Origin of the sequence: Pseudomonas reidholzensis (assembly GCF_900536025.1) — a bacterium.
GTDB classification, from domain to species: Bacteria; Pseudomonadota; Gammaproteobacteria; order Pseudomonadales; family Pseudomonadaceae; genus Aquipseudomonas; species Aquipseudomonas reidholzensis.
In genome coordinates, this window is record NZ_UNOZ01000028.1 from 159,238 (window position 1) to 180,801 (window position 21,564).

Annotated in this window: 19 protein-coding genes and 1 other RNA gene; 12 read left to right on the forward strand and 8 right to left on the reverse strand. The window is 64.9% G+C overall.

What is annotated here, in order from left to right; genetic code table 11:
• The first annotated feature begins 118 nt into the window (after window positions 1–118).
• From CCOS865_RS18425 to pcaC, 4 genes are read left to right on the forward strand one after another with little or no spacing between them, the layout of a single operon-like run.
• Window positions 119–1,408, forward strand: coding sequence for an MFS family transporter (locus CCOS865_RS18425; protein WP_119143451.1), 1,290 nt, complete (start codon window positions 119–121; stop codon window positions 1,406–1,408).
• 9 nt (window positions 1,409–1,417) lie between these two features.
• Window positions 1,418–2,782, forward strand: a complete 1,365-nt coding sequence (locus CCOS865_RS18430) for a 3-carboxy-cis,cis-muconate cycloisomerase (RefSeq protein WP_119143453.1) — start codon at window positions 1,418–1,420, stop codon at window positions 2,780–2,782.
• A gap of 11 nt (window positions 2,783–2,793) precedes the next feature.
• Window positions 2,794–3,585: a 3-oxoadipate enol-lactonase gene (gene pcaD / locus CCOS865_RS18435; RefSeq protein ID WP_119143455.1), complete on the forward strand. Its 792-nt coding sequence runs from the start codon at window positions 2,794–2,796 to the stop codon at window positions 3,583–3,585.
• Between the two features lie 10 nt (window positions 3,586–3,595).
• Complete coding sequence (pcaC, locus tag CCOS865_RS18440) at window positions 3,596–3,994, forward strand: 4-carboxymuconolactone decarboxylase (RefSeq protein ID WP_119143457.1); 399 nt, start codon at window positions 3,596–3,598, stop codon at window positions 3,992–3,994.
• A gap of 133 nt (window positions 3,995–4,127) precedes the next feature.
• On the opposite strand, the gene CCOS865_RS18445 is transcribed toward pcaC, so the two are convergent.
• The 8 genes from CCOS865_RS18445 to CCOS865_RS18495 all read right to left on the reverse strand — a co-directional run bounded on the left by CCOS865_RS18445 (window position 4,128) and on the right by CCOS865_RS18495 (window position 12,388).
• Window positions 4,128–4,652, reverse strand: a complete 525-nt coding sequence (locus tag CCOS865_RS18445) for an Mpo1 family 2-hydroxy fatty acid dioxygenase (protein ID WP_119143459.1) — start codon at window positions 4,650–4,652, stop codon at window positions 4,128–4,130.
• A 101-nt stretch (window positions 4,653–4,753) separates the two neighbouring features.
• Window positions 4,754–5,713, reverse strand: coding sequence for a LysR family transcriptional regulator (locus CCOS865_RS18450; RefSeq protein ID WP_119143461.1), 960 nt, complete (start codon window positions 5,711–5,713; stop codon window positions 4,754–4,756).
• Between the two features lie 207 nt (window positions 5,714–5,920).
• Complete coding sequence (locus CCOS865_RS18460; protein ID WP_119143463.1) at window positions 5,921–7,174, reverse strand: OprD family porin; 1,254 nt, start codon at window positions 7,172–7,174, stop codon at window positions 5,921–5,923.
• Between the two features lie 1,491 nt (window positions 7,175–8,665).
• Window positions 8,666–8,884 carry a YgdI/YgdR family lipoprotein gene (locus CCOS865_RS18475; RefSeq protein ID WP_119143465.1) on the reverse strand — a complete coding sequence of 73 codons (219 nt, stop codon included), beginning with the start codon at window positions 8,882–8,884 and terminating at the stop codon, window positions 8,666–8,668.
• 61 nt (window positions 8,885–8,945) lie between these two features.
• Entirely contained in the window at window positions 8,946–9,524 is a 579-nt protein-coding gene (locus CCOS865_RS18480; RefSeq protein ID WP_119143467.1) for a BON domain-containing protein, read from the reverse strand.
• On the reverse strand, window positions 9,521–10,114 hold the full coding sequence (locus tag CCOS865_RS18485; RefSeq protein ID WP_119143469.1) for a phosphoheptose isomerase: 594 nt from the start codon (window positions 10,112–10,114) through the stop codon (window positions 9,521–9,523). Before CCOS865_RS18485 ends, CCOS865_RS18480 begins: the two co-directional genes overlap by 4 nt.
• Window positions 10,115–10,202: 88 nt before the next feature.
• Window positions 10,203–10,574 carry a YraN family protein gene (locus tag CCOS865_RS18490; protein WP_119143471.1) on the reverse strand — a complete coding sequence of 124 codons (372 nt, stop codon included), beginning with the start codon at window positions 10,572–10,574 and terminating at the stop codon, window positions 10,203–10,205.
• Entirely contained in the window at window positions 10,574–12,388 is a 1,815-nt protein-coding gene (locus CCOS865_RS18495; protein ID WP_119143473.1) for a penicillin-binding protein activator, read from the reverse strand. The genes CCOS865_RS18490 and CCOS865_RS18495 overlap by 1 nt, the downstream gene beginning before the upstream one ends.
• Window positions 12,389–12,575: 187 nt before the next feature.
• On the opposite strand from CCOS865_RS18495, the gene rsmI reads away from it, so the two are divergent.
• The 8 genes from rsmI (at window position 12,576) to mraY (ending at window position 21,563) form a co-directional block, all read left to right on the forward strand.
• Entirely contained in the window at window positions 12,576–13,451 is an 876-nt protein-coding gene (gene rsmI, locus CCOS865_RS18500) for a 16S rRNA (cytidine(1402)-2'-O)-methyltransferase (protein WP_119143474.1), read from the forward strand.
• A gap of 75 nt (window positions 13,452–13,526) precedes the next feature.
• Window positions 13,527–13,886: RNase P RNA component class A (rnpB, locus tag CCOS865_RS18505), an RNA gene on the forward strand.
• A gap of 311 nt (window positions 13,887–14,197) precedes the next feature.
• Window positions 14,198–14,653, forward strand: a complete 456-nt coding sequence (gene mraZ / locus CCOS865_RS18510) for a division/cell wall cluster transcriptional repressor MraZ (protein WP_119143476.1) — start codon at window positions 14,198–14,200, stop codon at window positions 14,651–14,653.
• The gene (gene rsmH, locus CCOS865_RS18515) at window positions 14,650–15,597 is read left to right on the forward strand and encodes a 16S rRNA (cytosine(1402)-N(4))-methyltransferase RsmH (RefSeq protein WP_119143478.1); all 948 of its coding nucleotides are present in this window, start codon (window positions 14,650–14,652) and stop codon (window positions 15,595–15,597) included. Before mraZ ends, rsmH begins: the two co-directional genes overlap by 4 nt.
• On the forward strand, window positions 15,594–15,887 hold the full coding sequence (ftsL, locus tag CCOS865_RS18520) for a cell division protein FtsL (RefSeq protein ID WP_119143480.1): 294 nt from the start codon (window positions 15,594–15,596) through the stop codon (window positions 15,885–15,887). Before rsmH ends, ftsL begins: the two co-directional genes overlap by 4 nt.
• Window positions 15,887–17,635 carry a peptidoglycan D,D-transpeptidase FtsI family protein gene (locus CCOS865_RS18525; protein WP_167469077.1) on the forward strand — a complete coding sequence of 583 codons (1,749 nt, stop codon included), beginning with the start codon at window positions 15,887–15,889 and terminating at the stop codon, window positions 17,633–17,635. The genes ftsL and CCOS865_RS18525 overlap by 1 nt, the downstream gene beginning before the upstream one ends.
• Window positions 17,636–17,640: 5 nt before the next feature.
• The gene (gene murF, locus CCOS865_RS18530) at window positions 17,641–20,481 is read left to right on the forward strand and encodes a bifunctional UDP-N-acetylmuramoyl-L-alanyl-D-glutamate--2,6-diaminopimelate ligase MurE/UDP-N-acetylmuramoyl-tripeptide--D-alanyl-D-alanine ligase MurF (RefSeq protein ID WP_341868392.1); all 2,841 of its coding nucleotides are present in this window, start codon (window positions 17,641–17,643) and stop codon (window positions 20,479–20,481) included.
• Window positions 20,481–21,563 (forward strand): phospho-N-acetylmuramoyl-pentapeptide-transferase, encoded by a 1,083-nt coding sequence (gene mraY / locus CCOS865_RS18535; RefSeq protein ID WP_119143485.1) that lies wholly within the window; start codon window positions 20,481–20,483, stop codon window positions 21,561–21,563. The genes murF and mraY overlap by 1 nt, the downstream gene beginning before the upstream one ends.
• Window position 21,564: the final 1 nt, after the last annotated feature.

The following is a 21,564-nucleotide window of genomic DNA, read 5'->3' on the forward strand; positions in this document are numbered from 1 at the left end:
GGTTAGCCTGCGATAGGGCCTGCTTCAACACGGCTGTACTCGACCATGGCCGGGTAGCGGAACGAGAGTGTTACTGGGTATGTCTAGACTCTCAGTGACCCTCAGGAGTAACACCACCATGACCTCAAGCTATTACACCGGCGAAGAACGCAGCAAGCGCATCTTCGCCATCGTCGGTGCTTCATCAGGCAACCTGGTGGAATGGTTCGACTTTTATGTCTACGCCTTCTGCGCCATCTATTTCGCCCCTGCCTTCTTCCCCTCCGACGATCCGACCGTACAGCTGCTGAATACCGCCGGGGTGTTCGCCGCGGGCTTCCTCATGCGACCGATCGGTGGCTGGATCTTCGGCCGTCTGGCCGACCGCCATGGGCGCAAGAATTCCCTGATGATCTCGGTGTTGATGATGTGCTTCGGCTCACTGATCATCGCCTGCCTGCCGACCTACGCCAGCATCGGCGCCTGGGCACCGGCGCTGCTGCTGATGGCGCGCCTGATCCAGGGCCTGTCGGTGGGCGGTGAGTACGGCACCACCGCCACCTACATGAGCGAAGTGGCCCTGCGCGGCCAGCGCGGGTTCTATGCCTCGTTCCAGTACGTCACCCTGATCGGCGGCCAGTTGCTGGCGGTGCTGGTGGTGGTGATCCTGCAACAGCTGCTCAGCGAAGACGAACTGCGCGCCTGGGGCTGGCGGATTCCCTTCGTGGTCGGTGCGATTGCCGCGGTGATCTCGCTGATGCTGCGCCGCTCGCTGGAAGAGACCAGCAGCGCCGAAACCCGCCAGGACAAGGACGCCGGCAGCATCAAGGGGCTGTTCCGCAACCACACCGCGGCGTTCATCACCGTGCTCGGCTACACCGCCGGCGGCTCGCTGATCTTCTACACCTTCACCACCTACATGCAGAAGTACCTGGTCAACACCGCCGGGATGAACGCCAAGAACGCCAGTTTCGTGATGACCGGCGCGCTGTTCCTGTTCATGATCCTGCAGCCGCTGTTCGGTATGCTTTCCGACCGCATCGGCCGACGGACTTCGATGCTCCTGTTCGGCGCCTTGGGCACGCTGTTCACGGTACCGCTGCTGATGGCGCTGAAGACCGTGACCAGCCCGTTCATGGCCTTCGTGCTGATTACCCTGGCACTGTGTATCGTCAGCTTGTACACCTCCATCAGCGGCCTGGTGAAGGCCGAGATGTTCCCGCCGCAAGTCCGCGCCCTGGGTGTCGGCCTGGCCTACGCGGTGGCCAACGCGATGTTTGGCGGTTCGGCCGAATACGTCGCACTGGGCCTGAAAACCCTGGGGATGGAAAACACCTTCTACTGGTATGTGACCGCGATGATGGCGGTGGCCTTCCTGTTCAGCCTGCGCCTGCCGAAACAGGCGGCGTACCTGCACCATGATCACTAAGGATTGACGATGACGCACCGAGCGGACAACCAGCTGTTCGACGCCTACTTCACCGCCCCGGCGATGCGCGAGGTGTTCTCCGACCATGGCCGCCTGCAGGGCATGCTCGACTTCGAAGCCGCCCTGGCGCGGGCCGAAGCCTCCGTCGGGCTGGTGCCGCACACGGCGGTGCCGGCCATCGAGGCGGCGTGCAAGGCCGAGCGCTACGATACCCGTGCCCTGGCCGAGGCCATCGCCACGGCGGGCAACTCGGCGATCCCGCTGGTCAAGGCGCTGGGCAAGGTGGTGGCCAGCGGCGTGCCGGAAGCCGAGCGCTATGTGCACCTTGGCGCGACCAGCCAGGACGCTATGGACACCGGGCTGGTGCTGCAGCTGCGCGATGCCCTCGACCTGGTCGAAGCCGACCTGGTCAAGCTGGCCGATACCCTGGCCCGTCAGGCCTTGCAGCATGCCGACACGCCGATGGTCGGGCGCACCTGGCTGCAGCACGCCACGCCGGTGACCCTGGGCATGAAGCTGGCCGGTGTGCTCGGCGCATTGACCCGCCATCGCCAACGCCTCAAGGAGCTGCGCCCGCGCTTGCTCTGCCTGCAGTTCGGCGGTGCCTCGGGCAGCCTGGCGGCGCTCGGCAGCAAAGCCTTGCCGGTGGCCGAGGCGTTGGCCGAGCAGCTCAAGCTGAGCCTGCCCGAGCAACCGTGGCACACCCACCGCGATCGGCTGGTGGAATTCGCCTCGGTACTCGGGCTGGTGGCCGGCAGCCTGGGCAAGTTCGGCCGGGACGTCAGCCTGCTGATGCAGACCGAGGCCGGCGAACTGTTCGAGCCTTCGGCGCCGGGCAAGGGCGGCTCGTCGACCATGCCACACAAGCGCAACCCGGTCGGCGCCGCCGTGCTGATCGGCGCCGCCACTCGCGTGCCGGGCCTGATCGCCACGCTGTTCTCGGCCATGCCCCAGGAGCACGAGCGCAGCCTCGGCCTGTGGCACGCCGAATGGGAAACCCTGCCGGATATCTGCTGCCTGGTCTCGGGCGCCCTGCGCCAGGCCCAGGTAATCGCCGAGGGCATGCAGGTGGATGCCGAGCGCATGCGCCGCAACCTCGACCTGACCCAGGGCCTGGTGCTGGCCGAGGCGGTGAGTATCGTCCTCGCCCAGCGCCTGGGCCGTGACCGCGCGCACCACCTGCTCGAGCAGTGCTGCCAGCGTGCCGTGGCCGAGCAGCGTCACCTGCGCGCAGTGCTCGGTGACGAGCCGCAGGTCAGCGCCGAACTGTCCGCTGAAGAACTCGACCGCCTGCTCGACCCTGCTCATTACCTCGGCCAGGCCCGCGTCTGGGTGGCGCGCGCCGTGGCTGACCATCAACGTTTGACTGCCTGAAGGAGACCGCTGTGGCACATTTGCAACTGGCCGATGGCGTACTGAACTACCAACTCGATGGCCCCGAGGATGCACCGGTGCTGGTGTTGTCCAACTCGCTGGGGACCGACCTGGGCATGTGGGACACGCAGATCCCGGCCTGGGCCGAGCACTTCCGCGTCCTGCGTTACGACACCCGCGGCCATGGTGGCTCGCTGGTCAGCGACGGCCCCTACAGCATCGAGCAGCTGGGCAATGACGTGCTGGCCCTGCTCGACGGCCTGGACATCGCCCAGGCGCATTTCGTCGGCCTGTCGATGGGTGGCCTGATCGGCCAGTGGCTGGGCATCAATGCCGGCCAGCGCCTGCTCAGCCTGACCCTGTGCAACACCGCCGCCAAGATCGGCAGCGACGAGGTGTGGAACCCGCGCATCGAAACCGTGCTCGCGCGTGGCCAGCAGGCCATGATCGACCTGCGCGATGCGTCCATCGCCCGCTGGTTCACCCCGGCCTTTGCCGAGGCTCAGCCAGCTCAGGCGCAGCGCATCACCGAGATGCTCGCGCAGACCTCGCCGCAAGGCTACGCGGCCAACTGCGCTGCCGTGCGCGATGCCGACTACCGCGAGCAACTGGGCGCGGTGCAGGTGCGCAGCCTGATCGTCGCCGGTACTGCGGACGTGGTGACCACGCCGGAGCATGGGCGCTTCATGCAAGCGGCCATCGCCGGTGCGCAGTACGTCGAATTCCACGCCGCACACCTTTCCAATGTCGAGATCGGAGCGCCGTTCACCGCGCGTGTCCTCGATTTCCTGCTGGCTCGCTGAGGACCCTCCCATGGACGAAAAACAACGTTACGACGCCGGCATGCAAGTGCGCCGCGCAGTGCTCGGCGACGCCCACGTCGACCGCAGCCTGGAGAAGCTCACCGACTTCAATGGCGAGTTCCAGGAAATGATCACCCGCCACGCCTGGGGTGATATCTGGACCCGCCCCGGCCTGCCACGGCACACCCGCAGCCTGATCACCATTGCCATGCTGATCGGCATGAACCGCAATGACGAGCTCAAGCTGCACCTGCGTGCGGCCGCCAACAATGGCGTGACCCGTGACGAGATCAAGGAAGTGCTGATGCAGAGCGCGATCTATTGCGGCATCCCGGCGGCCAACGCCACCTTCCACATGGCTGAGTCGGTGTGGGACGAGTTGGGCGTGGAGTCGCGGCAGCAGGACTGATCCGTTGTGAATGTTCCGCCCTCATCGCGGGTAAATCGCATCGGCGCACCGCCGCTCCCACAGGGATAGCGCCTACCTGCAGAGCGGCGCGGACCCTGTGGGAGCGGGTTTACCCGCGAAGAGGGCGTGACTGTCACACCGCCGCGTTCTTGTGCCTGATCGCCACCGGTCCGGCATTCGCCTCCACGGCCTTCTTCAAGGCCGGGCACAGCCCCAGCATGAAGGCCGCCTCGGCCACCACGAACAGCGGCCCGATGATCAGCCCACTCAGGTCATCGACAAACGCCGGCTTGCGCCCCTCGTAGTAGTGCCCGACAAACTGGATGACCCAGCCCAGCACGAATGTCCCCAGGCCGACGCTCAGCCACAGCCCGGTGGCCTGCACCGCCAGCATCTGCCCAAGCCACAGGCACAGCCCCAGCAGCAGCCCCATCACCAGCCCGAAGCGCAGGTCTAGGCGCAGGTAGAACCACACCGATGCCGCAGCGGCCAGCAACGCCGGTGACAGCCACATGCCGCCCCAGTCCCATCCGGGACGCGACAGCAGAATGGCCACAGCCAGCACGATCAGTGGAATGCCGACGAAATGGGTCGCGATATTGCGTGGGTCGCGGTGGTAGTTGGCGTACTGGCTCAAGTGTTCGACGAGGCTTTTCATTGTTGTTCCTCCTTGGCTGCCCCTGCTGACAGTGGATCACTGTGTTTCAGCATAGCCCCTGGACCCAGGCGCCGGAACCGCGTGCGGCTGATGCCGGCTTATCAGCGTGGCGAATAGCCACGCCTGGCCACAGGCCTTAGCGAGGGCTCGCTGTTCGCGTTCTGGGCGTCGAGGCTGACCAGCGTCTCGATCATCGCCCGCGCTGCGGGTGACAAACGGTAACCGCTGCGGCTGACGATCCCGCAGCGCACGCTCAACACTTCAAGCCCCGGCGGCAGGTTGCGCCAGTGCAGGCGTACCAGGTGGCCGGCGGCGAGGTCGTCGGCGACCGCTTCTTCGCTGGCGGTTCCGATCGCATCGCTGGCCAGCACCACGCTGCGCAGCACCGCCAGGTGTTCGGTCTGCAGGTGCGGGGTGAAGTCATTGCGCCCACTGAGGTTGGCCAGGCGCTTGCGCACGCCAGGGGCGAGCAGGGCGCTGGCCAGCGGGTAGGCGAACAGGTCGTTGGTCGACAGGCTGTCCTTGCCCAGCAACGGATGCCCAGGGCGGCAGAAAAACAGCCCGGGGCGCGGGTTGAGCGGTTCGGTATGGAAGTTCGGGTCGGCCTCGAACGGGCGGATATCGTCGACGAAGAACTCGATCTGCTCGCGGCGCAGGGCCTGGCCGAGGCGTTCGGCATTGTCCACCAGCAGCGCGCTGCGGATACCCGGGTGGGTCGCCAGAAAGTGCTGCAGGGCGTCCGGTACCAGGCGCACGGCAAGCGCCGGGCCGCTGCCGAAGTGCAGTTCGCCGGCGTCGAGCTTGGTCATCTGCAGGACCTCGGTGCTCAGTTGCGCAGCACCCTGCACCAAGCGACGGGCGTGCTGGAGGACCACCAGGCCTTCCGGGGTCGGGTGCAGGGCCTTGCTGGCGCGGTCGACCAGCGAGCAGCCAAAGGTCTGTTCCAGGCCTTGGATGGCGCGGCTGAAGGCGGGTTGGGTAATGCCCATGGCCTCGGCGGCACGGACAAAGCTGCGGTACTCGGTCAGGGCGATGAAGTAGCGCAGTTGGCGAAGGTCCATGTCGAGCTCTGCGGGGGCGGAGTGACGTTTTTAGCCTTTGTTACATATTCCGTCAATGATGGTTATTGATGGATGTTAGATCTTTATTGCATATCTATAGAGGGGGTGAATGTGCCGGCCTCTTCGCGGGCAAGCCCGCTCCTACAGGGTTTACGGTGCACGCTGATCCTGTAGGAGCGGGCTTGCCCGCGAAGGGGCCGGTACTGATTACAGCAGGTTCAGCGGATAGCTGACGATCACCCGGTTCTCGTCGAACGAGTTGGTGCTGTAGTCACGGCGCATGGTCGAGTTGCGCCATTTCAGCGTCAGGTCCTTGAACGTGCCCGACTGCACCACGTATGCCAGCTCGGTCTCGCGCGCCCACTCCTTGCCATCGTCGACCACGGCGGTGTGCACGTTGTCGCCCTTGATGTAGCGGTTCATCAGGGTCAGGCCTGGCACGCCGACGGTGGTGAAGTTGAAGTCGTGGCGCACCTGCCAGGAGCGCTCCTTGGCGTTGTCGAAGCTTGAGTTGTAGCTGTCGTTGGCCAGGGTCCCGCCGCTGGTGCCGTTGACCCGGAACCAGGCGTCATCGCCGCTGACCTTCTGCAGGCCAACGTACAGGGTATGGCCTTTGTAGCGGGCCGAGAGCAGCGCCGAGGCGGTGCGGTTGTCGAGCTTGCCGGCGCGTTCGGCACCGTCTTCCTTGCCGGTGAAGTAGCCCAGGTTGGCACCCAGGGTCCAGTCACCCAGCGGCTGGCTGTGCGTCAGGTTGAGGTACTGCTGGCGGTAGATGTCCTTCAGCTGGGCACCCCACAGGCCAATCATGGTGCGCTTTTCGTTGAAGGTGTATTCACCGCCGGCGAAGTTGAAGCGGTCGGAGGTGAACGCCGCGCGACCGTTCAGCGACATGTCTTCCATGCTCGCGTCGTTGCGCGGGCTGTTGCCGCGGAACTGGCCGCCGTACACGGTCAGGCCGTCGATCTCCTTGGAGGTGACCTGGCCACCGCGGAAGGTCTGTGGCAGCGAGCGGCCATCGTCCGAACGCAGGATCGGCAGCACCGGCATCCATTCGCCGACCTTCAGTTCGGTCTGCGACACCTTGGCCTTGAGCGCCACGCCCAGGCGGCCGAAGTCGTCGGCCGGACGGCCGTCGTCATGCACCGGCAGCAGGTGGGTACCGGCGGTGCCTCTGCCGCCGTCGAGCTTGACCGAGTACATGCCGAGGATGTCGACACCAAAGCCGACGGTGCCCTGGGTGAAGCCGGAGCGGGCATCGAGGATAAAGCTCTGGGTCCATTCCTCGCCTTTGGCCTGGGCGTTGGCGGGGTCGACGAAATTGCGGTTGATGTAGAAGTTGCGCAGGTTGAGCGTGGCCTTGGCGTCCTCCATGAAACCGCTTTCGGCGGCGAAGGCGGGCAGGGCGCAGGACATGGCCAACAGGCTGGGCAGCAGCTGGCGTGCGGATTTCGAAGTGCTCATCTGTCGTGGATCTCTTGTTTTTATTGGCGAGCCGGGGCTGCGGGTGCGGGCCTGCAGGTGCGGCGGGGCGTTGGATGAACGTGTTGCTGAGCGGATGGTGCGGCGGAGGATGGGGGCGGGGCAATTCGTCGCAGGCGGTTCTGGGCGATAATCGAACGGAATGTTCCAGTTAGTTAATTACGTGTTAATGCGACTGACCCGGGGGGCGCGTTTCGATTGTTGGGCTTATCCGGTTGATGGAGTGCGGCTACTGGCCCCTTCCGCCCTTACGGCGGGTCACTTTTTTCAGTCGAAAAAAAAGTAACCAAAAATTCTTTGCTCCTGCATCCGGCCCTCCGCTGCGCTGCGGGTTCCCTCACTCCGGTCTTGCTTCCGTGAGGACCGCGCCGGACGGGCCTTCCTGGCCCGCGGCGCTTGCCGGCCATCCATGGCCGTCACCTCACTCCGCAAGACCTCCGTTCGGCCTCCTGAAGTCGCGGTAGATCAAGATCACAAGCCAGATCAAGGGCCAGATCAAGATCAAGGGCCAGGGCAACGGCTGGCGAATCGCTGCGCTCTCGCGGGTTTATAAGGGCGGTACAGCGCGTCAGTGCCAGAATTTGCAGTGGCAGTCCCGGCCTCTTCGCGGGTAAACCCGCTCCCACAGGTTATCTGCTGACTGTAAGGCCACTGCGGTCCCTGTGGGAGCGGGTTTACCCGCGAAGAGGCCAAACTATCCACCACCAATGCCACTGTCGAAGATAACGCCAGCCCAGACGCCACCCCTAACTTGGCGACCTCAGGTTCCCTCACTCCGGTCTTGCTCCCGTGAGGACCGCGCGGGACGGGCCTTCCTGGCCCGCGGCGCTTGCCGGCCATCCATGGCCGTCACCTCACTCCGCAAGACCTCCGTTCGGCCTCCTGAAGTCGCGGTAGATCAAGATCACAAGCCAGATCAAAGGCCAGATCAAGGGCCAGGGCAACGGCTGGCGAATCGCTTCGCTTTCGCTTGTTTATAAGGGCGGTACAGCGCGTCAGCGCCAGAATTCACACTGGCAGTTCCGGCCCCATCGCGGGCAAGCCCGCTCCTACAGGTGTCTGCGATCCTTGTAGGAGCGGGCTTGCCCGCGATGAGGCCCGAATATCCACCACCATTGCCACTATCGAAGATACCGCCAGCCCAGGCACCACCCCTAACTTGGCGACCTCAGGAGGCCGAACGGAGGTCTTGCGGAGCGGGGTGACGGCCAGGAAGGCCGGCAAGGGCTGCGGGCCAGGAAGGCCCGTACAGCCCGGTCCACGCGGGAGCAAGGCCGGAGTGAGGGAACCCGCAGCGCAGCGGAGGGCCGTATGTGGGAGCCGGCGGTTTTTGGTTACTTTTTTCCAAGAAAAAAAGTGACCCGCCGTAAGGGCGGAAGGGGCCATAAGCGTCACCAAATCAAATGGATAAGCCCCCCAGCGCCCAACGCATCTACACCAAACGCACGCAAAAAAATTCGCGCGGCGCAGCTGTCACAGGTCGCTGATGGTACGCACCTGATCCTTGTTGATGCGCGTCCGCTTGCCATCCAGCTGCTCGAACTCATAGAAGCCCGAATCGCGGTCGTACTGCGGCTGGTCGATCGCCTGGATCTCACGGCCATCGTTGAGGGTGATCAGGCTCGGCGTGGAGCAGCCGGCCAGGGTCGCGCAGACGCCGATCAGCAGCGCGGGCAGCAGGGTCTTGTTCATGGGGTGTTTCCTGGATCAGGGGAGGAGGGCGGGCGCACACTGCGCGCCCGCCGGGTGCGGCTTAGTCGATGTATTCGAACAGCTTGACGATCTTCTGTACGCCCGAGACGCCCTGCACCACGCTGGTGGCCGCGTTGGCTTCGCGCTGCGTGACCAGGCCCAGCAGGTAGACGATACCGTTCTCGGTGATCACCTTGATGCGCGAACCCGGCACATTGGCGTCGCCGAGCATCTGCGTCTTGATCTTGGTGGTCAGCCACGCGTCGTTGTTGCGCGCAAGGATCGACGACGGCTGGATCACCTGGATCTCGTTGTGCACCTTCTTGACCCGCTGCACCTGGCCGGCGGTCTGCTCGGCGAGGCTCTTGAGGTCGGCGCGCGGCGTTTGCCCGGCCAGCAGGACCACGCCGTTGTAGCTGCTCACGACGATGTGCGAGCCCTTGTCCAGGTCCGGGTTGGCCTTGGCGATGTTGACCGAGACCTTGGTCTCGATCAGCGAGTCGTCGATCTTGCTGCCAATGGTGCGGGTGCCGCGGTCATCCTCGATGGGGTTGTCGCGGGCCGAGGTCAATACCGAGCTGCAGCCCGAAAGGCTCAGGCACAGGGTCAGGGCCATCAGGCCGAAACGCTTGGGGATCATTCTTCACTCCCGAACAGTTGGCTGTCGATCAGATCGCACAGGCAATGGATCGCCAGCAGGTGGACTTCCTGGATACGTGCAGTGACCGTGGAAGGCACGCGGATCTCGACGTCTTCAGGCAGCAGCAGCGAGGCCATGCCTCCGCCGTCGCGCCCGGTCATAGCTACGACAATCATTTCGCGGTCATGTGCGGCCTGAATGGCTTGTATCACGTTGGCCGAGTTGCCGCTGGTGGAAATCGCCAGCAGCACGTCGCCGGGCTGGCCCAGCGCGCGGATCTGCTTGGAGAAGACCTCGTTGTAGCTGTAGTCGTTGGCGATCGAGGTGATCGTCGAGCTGTCGGTGGTCAAGGCGATCGCCGGCAGGCTCGGGCGCTCGCGCTCGAAGCGGTTGAGCAACTCCGAAGAGAAATGCTGGGCGTCGCCGGCCGAGCCGCCGTTGCCACAGGCGAGCATCTTGCCCTCGTTGAGCAGTGCATTGACCATGACCAGGCTGGCCTGCTCGATGTGCGGTGCCAGGATGTCCATTGCCTGTTGCTTGGTGTCGATGCTGGCCTGGAACAGCCGGCGAATTCGGGATTGCATGTCCATCTGGTGTGACCTTAAGAGGGGCGGTGGCCCGCGCAACGCGCAACAGGGACCAGCCCGCGAAACATAGAGCAAAAAATTCGGAATGGGTTCAGCATTCGAAGGCGTTTTTCAGCCATTGCAGCGGTTGGCCAGCATGGCCAGCGCCTTGCAGGGCGACTACGTCGAAGCGGCAGGGATGGTTGGCCCAGCGGGACTCCTTGAGCAGGAACAGATTGGCGGCAAGCGCCAGTCGTTTCTGCTTGCGCCCGTCGATGCTGCCGAGGGCGCCGCCGAAGTCCGCGTGCAGCCGGTAGCGGACTTCGACGAATACTACTGTATCGGTGTCGAGCATGACCAGATCAAGCTCGCCTCCCTTGCATCGCCAATTGCGCGTGAGGAGCTCAAGACCTTGCCCACGAAGGTATTCGAGGGCTTGGTTTTCAGCTGCCTGGCCGGCGCGGGTGGTCGATGCGTCGGGCATCAGCGCGGGGTGTCCGGCAGGCGCTTGACCTGGCCACCGCTGAACTCTGCCCACGGCAGCTGGCGTTCGACGCGTTGGTTGGGGTTCATGCTCAGGCTCCCGGAAAGGCCTTCGACGCGGTTGTCAGGCAGCGCCTTCAGCTGGCCCAGGCGCGGCGCCAGGCTGTAGGCGTCGACGCCCATCGCGTACAGGCGGCCAAGGCTGCCGGCCGCTTGTGGCCACTGCTGGACCACTTGCTGGCGGAGGTTGTTGCTGGTGTCGAGCAGCCACGGCGTTTCGCAGAAGCGGATGCCGTTCATGTCGTTGTACTGGTTGACGTCACCGCTGGCGCTGTACAGGTTCGAGGTGGCGTAGACCGGCACGTCGCCAGCGTACTGGAAGTTCAGCGTCGGCTTGATCTGTTGCGCTTGCTGCGGGGTCGCGGCGAGGAAGATGAAGTCGATGTCCTGGCGGCGCGACGGCTGCGCGGCGATGTTGCCGCCCACGGTGCTCTGCAGGCTCTTGGCGCGGCCTTCGCTCTGGCGCAGCTGGAACAGCTCGGCGATCTGTTGTGCCAGGGCGACCGGCTGGGCGATGCGCTCGGCGGCGAGCAGGGTGCCGCCGTTGCTTTCCCAGTCCTTGCGGAAGGCGGCCAGCACGCGGTCACCCCATTCACCGCTCGGCACCAGGGCCACGGCGCGGACCTTGCCATCGGCACGGGCGCGGCGTGACACCTCGCGGGCTTCGTCTTCAGCGGCGAGGCCGAACTGGAACAGTTGCGGCGGGGCGGTCTGGCCGGCGTCGGCGTAGTTCAGGGCCAGCGTGGTGATCGGCAGTTGCGGGTAGGCGGCGAGTTTCTTCACCAGCGGTTTTTCCAGCGGGCCGATGACCAGTTGCACGCCGGCGGCCTGGGCCTGGCGGTAGAAGTCATCCAGCGAGCTGATGCGCGAGCTGTCGAACACCTGCACGGCGGGTGCCGCCTGGCCGGCTTGCTGGGCCTGGAAGTGGGCCGCCATGAAGCCGTCACGCAGGGCGCGGGCAACACCGGCGAGCTGGCCTTCCTGGGGCAGCAGCAGGGCGATCTTGGTCAGTGGCTGGCTGGCCAGCTCCTTGAGCTTGACCAGGGCCGTCGGCAGTTGCTGGGCGGCAGGGTGGTCGGGGTGCTGTTGGCGCCAGGTTTCGATGGCGGCCTGCTGTTGCTCGAGGGTGCCGGCGCTTTTTACCGCCAGGGCCAGGCTGGTCCAGCCGGCCAGGGCGTCGTTGCCAGGGGCTTGCAGTTGTTCGGCCGGGAGTGCCGCAACCAGCGCCCAGATGGCGTCGTTGTTGGCGCTGGCGGCCTGGCCGCTGAGCAGCGGCGCGAGCAATACCCGTTGCTGGGCGGCGGGCAGGGTCTGGCCATCGGCCTCGAGCGCGGCAGCGTGAACGCTGTAGGTGCGGACCTGCTGCTCGGCCGGCAACTCGCCCAGGCGCTGCAGGCTCGGGTGGGCGAGGGCGGTGAGGGCGGCCTTGGGCTGGTTGCGGCTCATGGCCAGCTCGGCGCCAAGGGTGCTGGCGAAGACCTGCTGCGCAGGCTTGAGCGGCTCCAGTGGCACCTGCTCGAGGATGCGTGCGGCGCGTGGGTAGTCCTTCTGCTTGTAGGCCAGGTCGGCGGCGCTCAGGCGCAGCAGGGCAGCGTCTTCCGGCGACTTGCTGGTCGCGGCCTTGTCGAGCAGCTGCTCGATGCTGGCGTCCGGGGTGCGTGGCAGTTCGCCCAGGCTGGATGAGGGCGAGCTGGCGCAAGCCGCCAGCAAGGCAGCGAGGCAGAGGGCTGTGAGCAGCCGCAGGCAAGCGATCATGTAAAAGTCCTGTTACTCGATCAAGTTGGCCGACAATTGTACCCAACCGCTGGCCGGGGCGCGATGTTGCTGACGCGCAACCTTCACTATAGGTCGCCTGCAGCCGCTCGCCGGTGAAGTTCATTGCGCCCTATTGCGGATGCTCGGGCTACAATGGCGCCTTTGATCCGAAAGACAGGTGCGCGCAGTGACAGATGTAGCAGGGGCTTCGAAATCCACCACCGGTACGCTGTACGTGGTCGCAACGCCCATCGGCAACCTCGACGACATCAGTGCGCGGGCCCTCAAGGTGTTGGCCGATGTGGCCCTGATCGCTGCCGAAGACACCCGTCACTCGGTGCGCCTGATGCAGCACTTCGGTATCGATACGCCGCTGGCGGCCTGCCATGAGCACAACGAGCGTGAAGAAGGCAGTCGCTTCATCACCCGGCTGCTGGCCGGTGACGATGTGGCGCTGGTCTCCGATGCCGGCACGCCGCTGATCTCCGACCCGGGCTATCACCTGGTGCGCCAGGCGCGTGCGGCGGGGATCAAGGTGGCGCCTGTGCCTGGCGCCTGTGCCTTGATTGCCGCGCTGTCGGCGGCCGGCCTGCCGTCTGACCGGTTCATCTTCGAAGGCTTCTTGCCGGCCAAGACGGCCGGGCGCCGCGCGCGCCTGGAGCAGGTCAAGGAAGAGCCGCGCACGCTGATCTTCTACGAAGCGCCGCATCGCATCCTCGAGTGCCTCGAGGATATGCACGCGGTGCTGGGTGCCGAGCGCCCGGCGCTGCTCGGGCGTGAGCTGACAAAAACCTTCGAGACCCTCAAGGGCTTGCCGCTGGCTGAGCTGCACGCGTTCGTCGCCGCCGACAGTAATCAGCAGCGTGGCGAGTGCGTGGTGGTAGTCGGTGGCTGGAGTGCGCCGGAAGACGACCAGGCCATCAGCAGCGAAGCGCAGCGGGTGCTGGACCTGTTGCTCGCCGAACTGCCGCTCAAGCGCGCGGCGGCGTTGGCGGCGGAAATTACCGGTGTGCGCAAGAACCTGCTGTACCAGGCGGCCCTGGAAAAACAGAAAACCCAGTAAGATCAGGCGATGCAGACGATATAGTGGGTGATATCGCTTGTTCTTGAGCGCGCCTGCCGTTAACCTTGTCGGCGGAGAGTCGATTGGACAGTCGCTGCCTTCTTTTGTTCCGCAAAAGAGGGGGGAGGAAAGTCCGGGCTCCATAGGGCAGAGTGCCAGGTAACCCCTGGGAGGCGCGAGCCTACGGAAAGTGCCACAGAAAATAACCGCCTAAGCACTTCGGTGCCGGTAAGGGTGAAAAGGTGCGGTAAGAGCGCACCGCACGTCTGGCAACAGTTCGTGGCTAGGTAAACCCCACTCGGAGCAAGACCAAATAGGGTTCCATTAGGCGTGGCCCGCGTCGGAACCGGGTAGGTTGCTAGAGGCGTCCAGTGATGGCCGTCGTAGAGGAATGACTGTCCTCGACAAAACCCGGCTTATAGATCGACTCTCCACCTCTCCCTCCCTCCCTGCTTGAATCGATAGCAGGATCGCGTTGGTAATACCGAAAAAATCTTACTCTTAATAAATTACATTAACTTCACACTCTATCCGTTTGAGTGCGTACGGTTTTTCCCCTCCGTTTTACCCGCCAATAATCACTTCTCATCGCTTTGTTGCGCTAAATCGCCGCTGTGTAAGGGATTTCCCTACGAGCGTGCCTTGACGGTGTGGCGGGCGGATTCCTATAGTGTGCGCAAGTGGCAGAAAGTGGGATGAAGTGGGTTTTCTGACACAAAAACGCTAATATTGTGGGGATCACAGCCGTGTTCCGCGGAGCCAACGCCGTCAGCCTTGATGCAAAGGGCAGACTCGCCATGCCGAGTCGGTACCGTGACGAGCTGGATTCGCGCTGCGACAGCCAGCTGATCGTGACTATTGATGCGGTAGATCCCTGCTTATGTGTATACCCGCTCGATGAGTGGGAACAGATAGAAGCCAAGTTGCGTGCCTTGCCGTCGTTGCGTGAGGAAAACCGCCGCCTGCAGCGTTTGCTGATTGGCAATGCGGTTGACCTGGAGCTCGATGGCAGTGGTCGTTTCCTGGTCCCGCCCCGCCTGCGCGAATACGCCAAGCTCGACAAGAAGGCGATGCTGGTGGGGCAACTGAACAAATTCCAGCTGTGGGATGAAGATGCCTGGAACGCGGTTTCGGCAGCCGATCTCGCAGCTATTCAACAACCGGGCGCCATGCCTGATGAATTGCGTGACCTGATCCTGTGACCATAGATAGCGGCTTCAACCACATCACCGTGCTGCTCGACGAAGCTGTCGAGGCACTGGCCCTGCGCGCCGACGGCTGCTACGTCGACGGCACTTTCGGCCGTGGTGGGCACAGTCGCCTGATCCTCAGCAAGCTGGGGCCGGATGGGCGGCTGCTGGGCTTCGACAAAGATCCACAAGCGATTGCCACGGGGCAAGCGCTGGCGGCCGAAGACGGCCGCTTCGTCATTGTGCAGCGCAGCTTTGCCGAGATGGGCCATGAGTTCGCCGAGCGCGGGCTGGCCGGCAAGGTCAGCGGCGTGCTGCTCGACCTCGGCGTGTCGTCGCCGCAGCTGGACGACCCCGAGCGCGGCTTCAGCTTCCTCAACGATGGCCCGCTGGACATGCGCATGAACCCCGATCAGGGCATCAGCGCCGCCGAGTTCATCGCCACCGCCCCCGCAGAAGAAATCGCCCGTGTGTTCAAGCAGTACGGCGAAGAGCGTTTTTCCGGGCGGATGGCCCGTGCGGTGGTCGAGCGTCGTGTGATCAAGCCGTTCGAGCGCACTGCGGACCTTGCCGAAGTGCTCAAGGTCGCCAACCCGGCCTGGGAAAAGGGCAAGAACCCGGCCACCCGTGCCTTCCAGGGCCTGCGTATTCACGTCAACAACGAGCTGGGTGATCTCGAGGCGGGCCTCGAGGCCGCCCTCGAGTCGCTGGAGATCGGCGGTCGCCTGGTGGTGATCAGCTTCCACTCGCTGGAAGACCGCATCGTCAAGCTGTTCATGCGCAAGCTGGTCAAGGGCGAGGCGGACAACCTGCCGCGCAACCTGCCGGTCCAGCACACCGTGTTCGAACCCAAGGTCCGCCTGATCGGCAAGGCGCAGTTCGCCTCCGACGCAGAACTCAAGGCCAACCCGCGGGCGCGCAGCGCCGTCATGCGGGTGGCGGAGAAGTTGCGGTGAGTCGGCTCTTCGCCAAACCTCTGCCAGGCGGAAGCTTCCTGATGCTTGTGCTGTTCGTCGCCGTGCTGGTTTCGGCGATCGCCGTGTCCTATAGCGCGCACTGGAACCGTCAGCTGCTCAACAGCCTGTTCGGTGAGCTGAGCGAGCGCGACAAGGCCCAGGCCGAATGGGGCCGGCTGATTCTCGAGCAAAGCACCTGGACCGCCCACAGCCGCATCGAGAGCCTGGCCACCGAGCAGTTGAAGATGCGCGTGCCGGCCGCCGATGAAGTGCGGATGGTGGCGCCATGATGAAACTCGAGGGGGCACTGTATCCCTGGCGGTTCCGGGTGGTGATCGGCCTGCTGGCGCTGATGGTCGGCGCGATCTGCTGGCGGATCATCGACCTGCAGGTGGTCGACCGTGCCTTCCTCAAGGGCCAGGGCGATGCCCGCAGCCTGCGCCATATCACCATTCCGGCGCACCGCGGGTTGATCACCGACCGTAACGGCGAGCCGCTGGCGGTCAGTACCCCGGTCACCACGCTGTGGGCCAACCCCAAGGAAATGCAGCCGTACAAGGACCGCTGGGCGCAACTCGCCGCCGTGCTCGGGCAGAACCCGCAGCAGCTGACCGAGCGCCTGACCCAGCAGGCCAACAAAGAATTCATCTACCTGGTCCGTGGCCTGACCCCGGAGCAGGGCCAGCAGGTGCTCGACCTGAAAGTCCCGGGCGTGTACGGCATGGAAGAGTTCCGCCGCTTCTACCCGGCCGGCGATGTGACCGCGCACATGGTCGGCTTCACCGACCTCGACGACCACGGTCGCGAAGGGGTCGAGCTGGCCTACGACGAATGGCTCGCCGGGGTGCCCGGCAAGCGCCAGGTGATCAAGGACCGGCGTGGCCGGCTGATCAAGGACATCCAGGTCACCAAAAACGCCAAGGCCGGTTCGACCTTGGCGTTGTCGATAGACCTGCGCCTGCAGTACCTGGCCACCCGCGAGCTGCGCAACGCGATTGCCGAGCAGGAAGCCAAGGCCGGCAGCCTGGTGATCATGGACGTCAAGACCGGCGAAGTGCTGGCGATGGTCAACCAGCCGACCTACAACCCCAACAACCGCCGCAGCATGTTCCCCGCGGCCATGCGTAACCGGGCGATCATCGACGTGTTCGAGCCCGGTTCCACGGTCAAGCCGCTGTCGATGAGCGCCGCCCTGCAAAGCGGCCGCTGGAAGCCCACCGACAAGGTCGAGGTCTACCCCGGCAGCCTGCAGATCGGCCGCTACACCATCAAGGACGTGTCGCGCAGCGAAGGGCCGGTGCTCGACCTGACCGGCATCCTGATCAACTCCAGTAACGTCGGCATGAGCAAGATCGCCTTCGATATCGGCGGTGAGGCGATCTACCGGGTGATGTCACAACTGGGCCTGGGCCAATACACCGGCCTGGGCTTCCCGGGTGAGCGCGTCGGCAACCTGCCCAACCACCGCGAGTGGCGCAAGGCCGAGACCGCGACCCTGTCGTACGGCTACGGCCTGTCGGTCACCGCGCTGCAGCTGGTGCACGCCTACGCGGCGCTGGCCAACGACGGCAAGATGGTGCCGCTGAGCATCGTCAAGGTCGACAAGACGCCCGAGTCCACCCAGGTGCTGCCGAAAGAAACCGCCGAAACCATTCAAGGCATGCTCCAGCAGGTGATCGAAGCGCCGCGCGGCGTCTACCGCGCGCAGGTGCCGTTCTACCACGTGGGTGGCAAGTCGGGGACCGCGCGTAAAGCCACCGTGGGCGCCAAGGGCTACACCGAAAACGCCTACCGCTCGCTGTTCGCCGGTTTCGGCCCGATGAGCGACCCGCGTTACGCCATCGTCGTGGTCATCGACGAGCCCAGCAAGGGCGGCTACTTCGGTGGCCTGGTGTCTGCACCGGTATTCAGCAAGGTCATGTCCGGCACCCTGCGCCTGATGAACGTACCGCCCGATAACCTGCCGCCGCCTGCACCTGTCGCCCCTGTTGCGCCGCAGCAGGTGAATGCTGCCGCCGCCAAAGGAGGGCGTGGTTGATGACGATGCCACTGAGCAAGCTGTTCGCCCATGCCAGCCGCGATCCGCTGATCCGCGAATTGACCCTAGACAGCCGTGCCGTGCGCCCGGGTGACCTGTTCCTGGCCGTGCCAGGGGCCAAGGTCGATGGCCGCGACCACATTGCCGATGCCTTGGCCCGTGGCGCTGCCGCGGTCGCCTATGAAGAGCAGGGCGCCACCGTGCTGCCGCTGACCGACGTCGCGCTGATCCCGGTCAAGGGCCTGATCGCGCAGCTGTCGGAAATCGCCGGGCGCTTCTATGGCGAGCCGAGCCGCCAGCTCAACCTGATCGGCGTGACCGGTACCAACGGCAAGACCAGCGTCACCCAACTGCTGGCCCAGGCGCTCGATAAGCTCGGCCAGCATTGCGGGCTGATCGGCACCCTGGGCACCGGGTTCTTCGGCGAGCTGCAGAGCGGCCGGCTGACCACGCCCGACCCGATCGCCGTGCAGGCGACCCTGTATGACCTGAAGAAAAGCGGCGCCAAGGCCGTGGCCATGGAAGTCTCCTCGCACGCCCTCGAGCAGGGCCGGGTCGCGGCGCTGGCGTTCGACATCGCGGTGATGACCAACCTGTCGCGTGATCACCTCGATTACCACGGCAGCATGCAGGCCTACGAAGCGGCCAAGGCCAAGCTGTTCGCCTGGCCCAACCTGCACAGCCAGGTGGTCAACCTGGACGATGAGTTCGGTCGTCGCCTGGCGGCTGACTTCGCCCGCCAGCCAATGGCCGACCATGTCGAGACCCGGCTGCTCAGCTACAGCCTCGAGAACCCGGAAGCTTCGCTGTACTGCCGCGAAGCGACGTTCGACGACGATGGCGTGCGCGCCATCCTGGTCACCGCGCAAGGCGAACGCACTCTGCGCAGCCAGCTGCTGGGTCGCTTCAACCTGAGCAACATGCTCGCCGCCGTCGCCACCCTGATGGCCCTGGATTATCCGCTGGACGAGATCCTCAAGGTGACGGCCAAGCTCGAAGGGCCGGTCGGCCGCATGCAGCGCCTGGGGGGTGGTCACACGCCGCTGGTGGTGGTCGATTACGCCCACACGCCTGACGCTTTGGAAAAAGTCCTCGAAGCCTTGCGCCCGCACGCACACGGCAAGCTGCTGTGCCTGTTCGGCTGTGGCGGCGACCGTGATAGCGGCAAGCGTCCGTTGATGGCCGAGGTCGCCGAACGCCTGGCGGATCGCGTGCTGGTGACCGACGACAACCCGCGCAGTGAAGACCCCGCGCGGATCTTCGATGATATTCGCCCTGGCTTCGCCCAGCCCGACGCCGTCGAGTTCGTCGCCGGCCGTGGTGCCGCCATCGCGCACCTGATCGCCACCGCGGCGGCCGACGATGTCATCGTCCTGGCCGGCAAGGGGCACGAGGACTACCAGGAAATCAACGGCGAACGCCACGATTTCTCCGACTTGGTCGAAGCCCAGAAGGCGCTTACAGCCTGGGGGCTGCACATGCTTAAGCCATTCAAACTCAGTGAAGTGAGCGCTGCGCTCAACGCCCGCCTGCTGGGCGCCGATGTCAGCTTCGGTGGCGTCAGCATCGACAGCCGTTCGGTCACCGACGGCCAGTTGTTCGTCGCGCTCAAGGGCCCGAACTTCGATGGCCATGACTACCTGGCCGACGTCAAGGCCAAGGGTGCCGTGGCGGCGCTGGTCGAGCGTGAAGTCGCCGACGTCGGCCTGCCGCAGCTGGTCGTCGCCGACTGCCGCCTGGCCCTCGGCCAGCTCGGCGCGCTCAACCGCGCGCTGTTCGACAAGCCCGTCGCGGCCATCACCGGCTCCAGCGGCAAGACTACGGTCAAGGAGATGCTCGCCTGCATCCTGCGTACCCGTGGCCCGGTGCTGGCGACGCGCGGCAACCTCAACAACGACCTCGGTGCGCCGCTGACCCTGCTGGAAATCGCCGGCGAGCACAGCGCCGCGGTGATCGAGCTGGGTGCTTCACGCATCGGCGAAATCCGTTACACCGTCGGCCTGACCCGGCCGCAAGTCGTGATCATCAACAACGCCGGGACCGCCCACGTCGGCGAGTTCGGCGGGCCGGAAAAAATCGTCGAAGCCAAGGGCGAGATCCTCGAAGGCCTGGGTGAGGGCGGCACGGCCATCCTCAACCTGGACGACAAGGCGTTCGCGATCTGGCAGAAGCGCGCGGGCAACCAGCGCATCCTCAGTTTCGCCTTGAGCAACAGCCAGGCCGACTTCCACGCCAGCGACATCGGTCGCGACGCGCGCGGCTGCCCATCGTTCACCTTGCACGGCCCGGACGGTTCGGTGCCGGTGCAGCTGAACCTGCTCGGCACGCACAACGTCAGCAACGCCCTGGCCGCCGCCGCCGCCGCGCATGCCCTGGGCGTCAGCCTGCCGGGCATCGCCGCCGGCCTGAACGCCGTGCAGCCGGTCAAGGGCCGCACCGTGGTGCACATGGCGCCGGGTGGCGCACGGGTCATCGACGACAGCTACAACGCAAATCCCACCTCCATGTGCGCCGCCATTGATATACTCGCCGGCTTTTCCGGTCGCACCGTTCTGGTGCTCGGGGATATCGGCGAACTGGGGCAGTGGGCGCAGGAAGGTCACCGGCAGGTGGGCGACTACGCACGTGGCAAGGTCAACGCCTTGTACGCGGTGGGTACCAACATGACTCATGCGGTCGCGGCGTTCGGCGCCGATGGCCGTCATTTCGCGACTCAGGCTGAGCTGATCGACGCTGTTAGCGCCGAGAATTCCAGCAACACCACTATCTTGATCAAGGGCTCGCGCAGCGCTGCGATGGAACACGTCGTGGCGGCATTGTGCGGTGCCAGCGGGGAGAAACATTAATGCTTTTGCTGTTGGCTGAGTATCTACAGCAGTTCTACAAAGGCTTCGCGGTCTTCCAGTACCTGTCCCTGCGCGGGATCCTCGGTGTACTGACCGCGTTGTCGTTGTCGCTGTGGCTGGGCCCCTGGATGATCCGTACCCTGCAGATCCGCCAGATCGGCCAGGCGGTGCGCAACGACGGCCCGCAATCGCACCTGTCCAAGTCCGGTACGCCGACCATGGGCGGCGCCTTGATCCTGTCCGCGATCGCCATCAGCACCTTGCTCTGGGCTGACCTGAGCAACCGCTATGTGTGGGTCGTGCTGATCGTCACCCTGCTGTTCGGGGCCATCGGCTGGGTCGATGACTACCGCAAGGTGATCGAAAAGAACTCGCGTGGCCTGCCGAGCCGCTGGAAGTACTTCTGGCAGTCGGTGTTCGGCCTCGGCGCTGCGGTGTTCCTCTACATGACCGCACCGACCAGCGTCGAAACCACGCTGATCGTACCGTTCGCCAAGGACGTCACGATTGCCCTGGGCATCGGCTTCGTGGTGCTGACCTACTTCGTCATCGTCGGCTCGAGCAACGCGGTCAACCTGACCGACGGGCTCGATGGCCTGGCGATCATGCCGACAGTGATGGTCGGCGGCGCGCTGGGCATCTTCTGCTACCTGTCGGGTAACGTGAAGTTCGCCGAGTACCTGCTGATCCCTTACGTGCCGGGTGCCGGCGAGCTGATCGTGTTCTGCGGCGCGCTGATCGGTGCCGGGCTGGGCTTCCTGTGGTTCAACACGTATCCGGCTCAGGTGTTCATGGGCGACGTCGGCGCACTGGCGCTGGGCGCCGCGCTGGGCACCATCGCGGTGATCGTGCGCCAGGAAATCGTCCTGTTCATCATGGGCGGCGTGTTCGTCATGGAAACCCTGTCGGTGGTGATCCAGGTCGCCTCCTTCAAACTGACCGGCAAGCGGGTGTTCCGCATGGCGCCGATCCACCACCACTTTGAACTCAAGGGTTGGCCCGAGCCACGGGTGATCGTCCGCTTCTGGATCATCACCGTGATCCTGGTGCTTATCGGCCTTGCAACCCTGAAACTGAGGTAGA